The sequence below is a fragment of the Arthrobacter sp. GCM10027362 genome, assembly GCF_042679445.1.
Taxonomy (GTDB): domain Bacteria; phylum Actinomycetota; class Actinomycetes; order Actinomycetales; family Micrococcaceae; genus Crystallibacter.
In genome coordinates this window covers 1-7,606 of record NZ_JBHTML010000182.1, presented here as the reverse complement: position 1 = coordinate 7,606, position 7,606 = coordinate 1, and the positions used below count along the sequence as shown (strand labels likewise).

At 71.1% G+C, this 7,606-nt stretch carries 8 protein-coding genes and 1 pseudogene; all 9 read left to right on the top strand.

Features of this window, described 5'->3' with window-relative positions:
- Window positions 1–552, top strand: a 552-nt coding sequence (locus ACFQ36_RS18730; protein ID WP_377016355.1) for an acetyl-CoA carboxylase biotin carboxyl carrier protein subunit, incomplete at its 5' end; no start/stop codon positions are given.
- Complete coding sequence (locus ACFQ36_RS18725; RefSeq protein ID WP_377016353.1) at window positions 545–1,717, top strand: acyl-CoA dehydrogenase family protein; 1,173 nt, start codon at window positions 545–547, stop codon at window positions 1,715–1,717. The genes ACFQ36_RS18730 and ACFQ36_RS18725, both read left to right, overlap by 8 nt.
- Window positions 1,718–1,729: 12 nt before the next feature.
- Window positions 1,730–2,485: a CoA transferase subunit A gene (locus ACFQ36_RS18720; RefSeq protein ID WP_377016351.1), complete on the top strand. Its 756-nt coding sequence runs from the start codon at window positions 1,730–1,732 to the stop codon at window positions 2,483–2,485.
- 2 nt (window positions 2,486–2,487) lie between these two features.
- Window positions 2,488–3,147 (top strand): CoA transferase subunit B, encoded by a 660-nt coding sequence (locus ACFQ36_RS18715; RefSeq protein ID WP_377016349.1) that lies wholly within the window; start codon window positions 2,488–2,490, stop codon window positions 3,145–3,147.
- Entirely contained in the window at window positions 3,144–3,689 is a 546-nt protein-coding gene (locus ACFQ36_RS18710) for a MaoC family dehydratase (RefSeq protein ID WP_377016347.1), read from the top strand. Before ACFQ36_RS18715 ends, ACFQ36_RS18710 begins: the two co-directional genes overlap by 4 nt.
- A 14-nt stretch (window positions 3,690–3,703) precedes the next feature.
- Window positions 3,704–4,510 (top strand): HpcH/HpaI aldolase/citrate lyase family protein, encoded by an 807-nt coding sequence (locus ACFQ36_RS18705; protein WP_377016359.1) that lies wholly within the window; start codon window positions 3,704–3,706, stop codon window positions 4,508–4,510.
- A gap of 151 nt (window positions 4,511–4,661) precedes the next feature.
- Complete coding sequence (gene dxr, locus ACFQ36_RS18700) at window positions 4,662–5,843, top strand: 1-deoxy-D-xylulose-5-phosphate reductoisomerase (protein WP_377016357.1); 1,182 nt, start codon at window positions 4,662–4,664, stop codon at window positions 5,841–5,843.
- Window positions 5,840–7,192 carry a M50 family metallopeptidase gene (locus ACFQ36_RS18695; protein WP_377016345.1) on the top strand — a complete coding sequence of 451 codons (1,353 nt, stop codon included), beginning with the start codon at window positions 5,840–5,842 and terminating at the stop codon, window positions 7,190–7,192. The genes dxr and ACFQ36_RS18695 overlap by 4 nt, the downstream gene beginning before the upstream one ends.
- A gap of 72 nt (window positions 7,193–7,264) precedes the next feature.
- A pseudogene (locus ACFQ36_RS18690) lies at window positions 7,265–7,606 on the top strand (hypothetical protein); the annotation flags it as partial.

Here is a 7,606-nt window from a genome sequence, read left to right as displayed (position 1 = left end):
GCCCCCGCCGCACAGCTGGTGGACCTGGCCGCCGCCGGGGAACACCGGCAGGTGCGGGTGACCGGAACGCCGGGCAGCGCCCGGGTGCAGGTCGACGGCGGGGCACAAGGCCACGCCGCCATGACGGTCAGGCTCCACCCCGGCGCCGTGACGGTGGACGGCATCCGCCAGCCGGCGACCTGGGCGGTGGGAGAGGACGGCGTGCTCTGGCTCAACTACGCCGGCAGGACCATGGCCTGGCACCTCAGCGACCGCGAACAGCGGCTGCGGGACGCGCTCGGGCAGCGCCCCCGGGACGTAGGGGAGGCTTCGCCGGAGGTGCGCTCGCCGATGCCCGGCACCGTCACCGCGGTGGCGGTGCGCAGCGGGGACGAGGTGGCGGCCGGCCAGACACTGCTCAGCGTCGAGGCCATGAAGATGGAGCACCAGCTCACCGCCGGCCTGTCCGGCGAGGTCGCGGTCAGCGTGCAGCCGGGCGACCTGGTCAAGGCCGGCCAGCTGGTCGCCGTCATCCGGCCGGCAGCGACGACGGAGGAGCAAACCGATGCCTGACTTCGAACTGGACGAGGACTACCAGGACCTCGCCGACACGGTCCGCGACTTCGCCAACGAGGTGGTGGCCCCGGCCTCCGCCAAACACGACGAGGAGCACAGCTTTCCGTACGGGATCGTCAAACAGATGGGGGAGATGGGCCTGTTCGGGCTGCCCTTCCCCGAGGAGTACGGCGGCATGGGCGGGGACTACTTCGCCCTGGCCGTGGCCCTGGAGGAACTCGGCCGGGTGGACCAGTCGGTGGCCATCACGCTGGAGGCGGCGGTGTCCCTGGGCGCCATGCCCATCTACCGCTTCGGTACCGAGGACCAGAAGCGGCAGTGGCTGCCGGAGCTGGCCGCCGGCCGGGCGCTGGCCGGCTTCGGCCTGACCGAACCGGAGGCCGGGTCCGACGCCGGCGGCACCAAGACCACCGCGCGGCTGGAGGGCAGCGCGGGGGGAGGCCACTGGGTGATCAACGGGCGCAAGGAATTCATCACCAACTCCGGCACGGAGATCAGCCGGCTGGTCACGGTCACCGCCGTGACCGGCAGTGCCGGAACCGGCGGGTCAGCCAGGAAGGAGATCTCCACCATCCTGGTCCCCACCGACACGACCGGTTTCACCGCGGAGAAGGCGTACAACAAGGTGGGCTGGAACGCCTCGGACACCCACCCGCTGCGCTTCGAGGACGTCCGCGTGCCGGAAGCCAACCTGCTCGGCGAGCGCGGGCGCGGCTATGCCAACTTCCTGCAGATCCTGGACGAGGGGCGCATCGCCATCGCCGCGCTGGCCGTCGGCGCCGCCCAGGGCTGCGTGGACGAGTGCGTGCGCTACGCCAAGGAGCGCACCGCTTTCGGCCGCAACATCGGCCAGTTCCAGGCGATCCAGTTCAAGATCGCCCGCATGCAGGCCCGCGCGCATACGGCACGGCTGGCCTATTACGACGCCGCGGCGCGGCTGCTGGCCGGCAGGCCCTTCAAGACCCAGTCCGCGATTGCCAAGATGGTGGCGGGCGAGGCGGCCATGGACAATGCCCGGGACGCCACCCAGATTTTCGGCGGCTTCGGGTTCATCAACGAGTTCCGGGTGGCCCGCCACTACCGGGATTCGAAGGTGCTCGAGATCGGCGAGGGGACCACCGAGGTCCAGCTGATGCTCATCGCCCGCGAGCTGGGACTCTAGGAGGAGGCGGCAGTGATCGACAAGGTAGTGGCGAGCGCGGCCGAGGCGGTCGCCGACATCCCGGACGGCGCCTCGCTGGCCGTGGGCGGCTTCGGCCTGTGCGGGATTCCGGTGGCGCTGATCCAGGCCCTGCACGAGGCCGGCACGAAGGACCTGGAGACCATCAGCAACAACTGCGGCGTTGATGACTGGGGCCTGGGCGTGCTGCTGGCCGACGGGCGCATCCGGCGCACCATCAGTTCCTATGTGGGCGAGAACAAGGAATTCGCGCGCCAGTTCCTGGCCGGCGAGCTCGAGGTGGAACTGACACCGCAGGGCACGCTGGCGGAAAAGCTGCGCGCCGGCGGTGCCGGCATTCCGGCGTTCTACACGGCGGCGGGTGTCGGCACGCAGGTGAGCGAGGGCGGGCTGCCGCGCAAGTACGACGCCGCCGGGAACGTCGTCGTCGCCTCCGAGCCCAAGGAGGTGCGCCGCTTCCGCGGCGCGGACTACGTGCTGGAGGAATCGCTGACCCCCGACTACGCCCTGGTGCACGCCTGGAAGGGGGACCGGCTGGGCAACTTGGTCTACCACGCGGCGGCCATGAACTTCAATCCGCTTTGTGCCATGGCCGGTAGGGTCACCATCGCCGAAGTGGAGGAACTGGTGGAACCGGGGGAACTGGATCCGCAGCAGATCCACACCCCCGGGATCTTCGTCCAGCGCATGGTGGCAGCGCCCGGGGTGGAAAAACGGATCGAGAAACGCACCGTCTCGGGAAGGAGCTGACCATGGCACGCTCGCGCACCGAACTGGCCGCCCGGGTGGCCCGGGAACTGCAGAACGGACAGTACGTCAACCTCGGCATCGGCATGCCCACGCTGATCCCGAACTACATTCCGGCCGGCGTCGAAGTGGTGCTGCACTCCGAAAACGGCATCCTCGGCGTCGGACCCTACCCGGCGGAGGACCAGGTGGACCCGGACCTGATCAACGCCGGCAAGGAAACCGTGACGCTGAACAAGGGGGCGGCGATCTTCGATTCGGCCACCTCCTTCGGCATGGTCCGCGGCGGTCACGTGGACGTGGCGGTGCTTGGGGCGATGGAGGTGGCCGAAAACGGCGACCTGGCCAACTGGATGATCCCGGGCAGGATGGTCAAGGGCATGGGCGGGGCCATGGACCTGGTCTTCGGGGCCAAGCGGCTGATCATCATGATGGAACATGTGGACAGGAACGGGAATCCCAAGATCCTCAAGGCCTGCACGCTGCCGGTGACAGGGCGCGCCTGCGTGGACCGGATCATCACGGACCTGGCCGTGATCGACGTGGTAGACCAGGCCGGCAGGAAGAGCCTCGTGCTGCGGGAAACCGCCCCGGGCATCACCGTGGACGAGGTCATCGCCGCCACCGGGGCAGAGCTGCGGATCGACGAGGAGGCGGAGGCATGAACGCCGAACCGCGCGTCATCACCCAGCGCGGCCTGTATTTCGACGAAATCGAGACGGACGTGGTGTATGCACACCGGCCCGGCCGGACCGTGACCGACGCGGACAACGTGCTGTTCACCACCGCCACCATGAACACCCAGGCCCTGCACCTGGACGCCGCCTGGGCCGAAACCCAGCCCTTCGGCCGGCGGCTGGTGAACTCCATGCTCACCCTCGCCATCGTTGTCGGACAGTCGGTCAGCCAGTTGACCCAGGGCACCATCGTCGCCCAGCTGGGCCTGCACGAGGTGGAATTCCCGCACCCGCTGTTCCCCGGGGACACGCTGTACACCGAGACCGTGGTCACCGGCAAGCGGCCCTCCGCCTCGCGGCCGGGGCAGGGCATCGTGACCATGGTCCACACCGGACGCAACCAGGACGGCGATGTTGTGGCCCGGGCCACCCGCAGCTGCCTGATGTGGATGCGCGAGGCCCATGAACAGGCCGCGCGGGATTACGCCGAGCAGGCCGAGCGCGCCGTCGGCCTGGGGGAGGTGCCGTGACTGCGGCCTTCCTGATGGGGCCGGCCCTGCTCTTCTGCCCGGCGGACCGCCCGGACCGCTACGCCAAGGCGCTGGAACGGGCCGACGCGGTGATCCTGGACCTGGAGGACGCCGTCGCTCCCGCCGACAAGGACGACGCCCGGCAGGCGCTGCTGGCCCGCCCGCTGGACCCGGAACGGACCATCGTGCGGGTCAACCCCGCCGGAACGGCGGACCACACCGCAGACCTGGAGGTGCTGCGCCGGACCGGCTACCGGACCGTGATGCTGGCCAAGGCCGAAAGCGAGCGGGACTTGGCCGGCCTCGGCGGCTACCAGGTCCTGGCGCTGTGCGAGACCGCGCGCGGGGTCCTGGCTGCCGGCGACCTGGCGGCCCTGGTCAATGTGGTGGGGTTGATGTGGGGAGCCGAGGACCTGGTGGCCTCGCTGGGCGGCACCTCCAGCCGGACGGCGGAGGGCAGCTACCGGGACATCGCCCGGCATGCGCGCTCGCAGGTGCTGCTGGCCGCCGGTACCCGGCACAAGGCGGCCATCGACTCGGTCTACCTGGACATCGCGGATTTGGCGGGCCTCGCCGCCGAGGCCGAGGACGCGGCGGCGTCGGGCTTCAGCGCGAAGGCGGCCATCCATCCCAGCCAGGCCGGGCCCATCCGCCGCGCGTTCCGCCCGACGGAGGAAGAGACCGCCTACGCGGAGGACCTGCTCGAGGCGGCCCGCGGGGAAGCGGGGGTCTTCAGCTTCCGCGGCCGGATGGTGGACGCCCCGCTGCTCCGGCACGCCCGGCAGACCCTGCGCCGCGCCGGCAGGCCGTTGATCGAGTAGCCGGCGGCTTGCCGGCACCCTTCCCGCTGCGCGGCGGGAAGGGTGCCGGACAAACGCGGGCGGGACGGCGGGCCCGGCCACCGGGTGCGGGATACTGGAAGATATGGACTTGAACGACCCGGGCCCGCCGTCCGCCTTCGCCCTCCCCGCCGTGTCGCCCCGCCGGGTGGCGCTGCTGGGGTCCACCGGCTCGATCGGCACGCAGGCGATCGAGGTGGTGGAGGCGGCACCGGAGCGGTTCACGGTGACGGCCCTGTCGGCCGGAGGCCGCAACCTGGAGCTGGTCGCCCGGCAGGCCGTGCAGGCCCGGGCCGAGGCCGTGGGCATCGCCGCCGGATCGCGCGAGGACCTGGCCCTGGCCATCAAGGAGGCCGCGGCCGCCGCCGGGGCGGCCGGCTACGCCCCCGAACTCTTTGCCGGCCCCGACGCCGCGGCGAGGATCGCCGCCTGGGCCAACGCCGACGTCGTGCTGAATGGGATCACCGGCTCCATCGGCCTGGCCCCGACGCTGGCCGCCCTCGAGGCGGGACATCTGCTGGCCCTGGCCAACAAAGAGTCCCTGATTGCCGGCGGCGACCTGGTCCGCCGGACGGCCAGGCCGGGGCAGATCGTGCCGGTGGACTCGGAGCATTCGGCCCTGGCCCAGGCGCTGCGCGCGGGCTCGGCGGCGGAGGTGGAGCGGCTGGTGCTTACCGCTTCCGGCGGCCCGTTCCGCGGCTACAGCCGGGAACGGCTGGCGGCCGTGACGCCGGCACAGGCGCTGGCCCACCCCACCTGGGACATGGGGCGCATGGTGACCACCAATTCGGCGACCATGGTCAACAAGGCGCTGGAGGTGATCGAGGCGCACCTGCTGTTCGACGTGCCGCTGGAGCGGATCGACGTCGTGGTCCATCCGCAGTCGGTGGTCCATTCCATGGTGCAGTTCGTGGACGGTTCCACCATCGCCCAGGCCTCGCCGCCGGACATGCGGCTGCCGATTGCGCTCGGCATGGGCTGGCCGGCGCGGGTGCCGGGCGCGGCAAAGCCGTGCGACTGGTCCGCCGCCGCGACCTGGACCTTCGAGCCGCTGGACGAGGACGTTTTTCCCGCAGTGCGGCTGGCCAAGGAAGCCGCCGCGGCCGGCGGGACGGCCATGGCCGTGTACAACGCTGCCAACGAGGAGGCCGTGCACGCGTTCCACGCCGGCCGGATCCGGTTCCCCCGGATCGTCGAGACCGTGGCCGCCGTCGTCGGCGAACATGCCGGCTCGGCCGGGCTGACGGTCGAGGCCGTGCTGGCCGCCGAACACTGGGCACGGGTGCGTACCCACGAACGTTTAGGAATGGTGTGACGGTTCTGCTTTTCATCCTCGGTGTGCTCCTCGTGGCGGTGGGCATCGCCGCGTCCATTGCCCTGCATGAGGTGGGCCACCTGGTCCCGGCCAAGCTGTTCAAGGTCCGGGTGACCCAGTACATGGTCGGCTTCGGCAAGACCCTCTTCTCGCGCCGGAAGGGGGAGACCGAGTACGGGATCAAGGCCATTCCGCTGGGCGGCTACGTCTCGATGATCGGGATGTATCCGCCGGCGAAGGACACTGCGGACAAACCCGGGACCGTCCGCCGCTCCAGCACCGGCATGTTCCAGCAGCTGGCCGAGGATGCGCGCAGCGCCGCCGCGGAGCAGTTGCAGCCCGGCGACGAAAACCGGGTGTTCTACAAGCTGCCGGTCTGGCAGCGGATCATCATCATGCTCGGCGGCCCCTTCATGAACCTGGTGATCGGCACGGTGCTGGTGGGGGCGGTGATCATGGGTTTTGGCACCGCCCAGCCCACCGCGACCGTGTCCGAGGTCTACAAGTGCGTGGTGCCGGCATCCGCGCAGGCCGCAACCGGCCAGACGGAGTGCCTGCCCTCGGACCCGGTGGCCCCGGCCACGGCGGCCGGTATCCGGCCGGGGGACACGATCGTGTCCTTCGGCGGCCGCCCGGTCACCGACTGGTACGAGCTGACCGGCTGGATCCGGGACGCCGCCGGCCAAAAGACGCCGATCGTGCTCGAACGCGACGGCCGCACCATCAGCACCACCATCACGCCGATCCGCACCGAACGCCCCGTACTGGACGGGAACAACCAGCCGGTGCTGGACGCCGGCGGCAAGCAGGTGACCGAGCAGGCAGGCTTTGTCGGCATGGGCCCGGCCACCGCGCTGGTGCCGCAGCCGGCGTCGGCGGTGCTGCCGGCAGTGGGGGAGAACCTGCAGGGGATCGCCGGCGTGGTGCTGCACCTGCCCCAGCGGCTGGTGGACGTGGCCAAGGCGGCCTTCAGCGACGAACCGCGCGATCCCAACGGGCCGATCAGCGTGGTGGGCGTGGGCCGGATCGCCGGCGAAATCAGCGCCATGCAGGAGGTGCCGCTGCAGGCCCGGCTGGCATCGCTGATCGGGCTGGTGGGCTCGCTGAACCTGGCGCTGTGCGTCTTCAACCTGATCCCGCTGCTGCCGCTGGACGGCGGCCACGTGGCCGGCGCGCTGTGGGAGGGGCTCCGGCGGCGCGTGGCCCGGCTCTTCCGCCGCCCGGATCCGGGTCCGGTGGACATCGCCAAGCTGCTGCCGCTGACCTATGTGGTCGCCGTGCTGCTGATGGGCATGGGCGCCCTGCTCATCTACGCGGACATCGTCAAGCCGGTGAACATCTTCGGCTGACGCGTGGGATACCTCCCGGTAACCGCACTGTGCGCCTACGCTGTCAGTAAGGCCGGCGGCGAAAGGGGCGCAATGACCAGCACACGGGGTTCCATGCAACCGGGACACGGCTTCCGGCGGAAGCTGTTGGCGCCCCTGGCGGCAGCACTGGCCGCCATGCTGGCGCTCTCGGGCTGCACCGGTCCCGGCCCGGCAGGCGAAACCGGTGCCTCGGCCGCGGCGGAGGCGGGCATGCCGCAGCGCAGCGCGGACCAGGTGTACCTGAACACCGCCCCGGCGGCCCCGCAGTTGGTCAGCGGTGCCGATGCCCAGGCGGCCCTGGCGGCCAGCCAGGTCCTCTTCGACACCAGTCCGCTGGCCGTTACCGCCCCGGCGGCCGATCCCGCGGCGGTCACCGCCGCCGCCCGGGAAGCG

What these genes read in the sequence shown, in the direction of transcription:
- ACFQ36_RS18710 (WP_377016347.1), top strand. Translation starts at nt 3,144, where the DNA reads ATGAACGCCGAACCGCGCGTCATCACCCAGCGCGGCCTGTATTTCGAC.
- ACFQ36_RS18705 (WP_377016359.1), top strand. Translation starts at nt 3,704, where the DNA reads ATGGGGCCGGCCCTGCTCTTCTGCCCGGCGGACCGCCCGGACCGCTAC.
- ACFQ36_RS18715 (WP_377016349.1), top strand. Translation starts at nt 2,488, where the DNA reads ATGGCACGCTCGCGCACCGAACTGGCCGCCCGGGTGGCCCGGGAACTG.
- ACFQ36_RS18725 (WP_377016353.1), top strand. Translation starts at nt 545, where the DNA reads ATGCCTGACTTCGAACTGGACGAGGACTACCAGGACCTCGCCGACACG.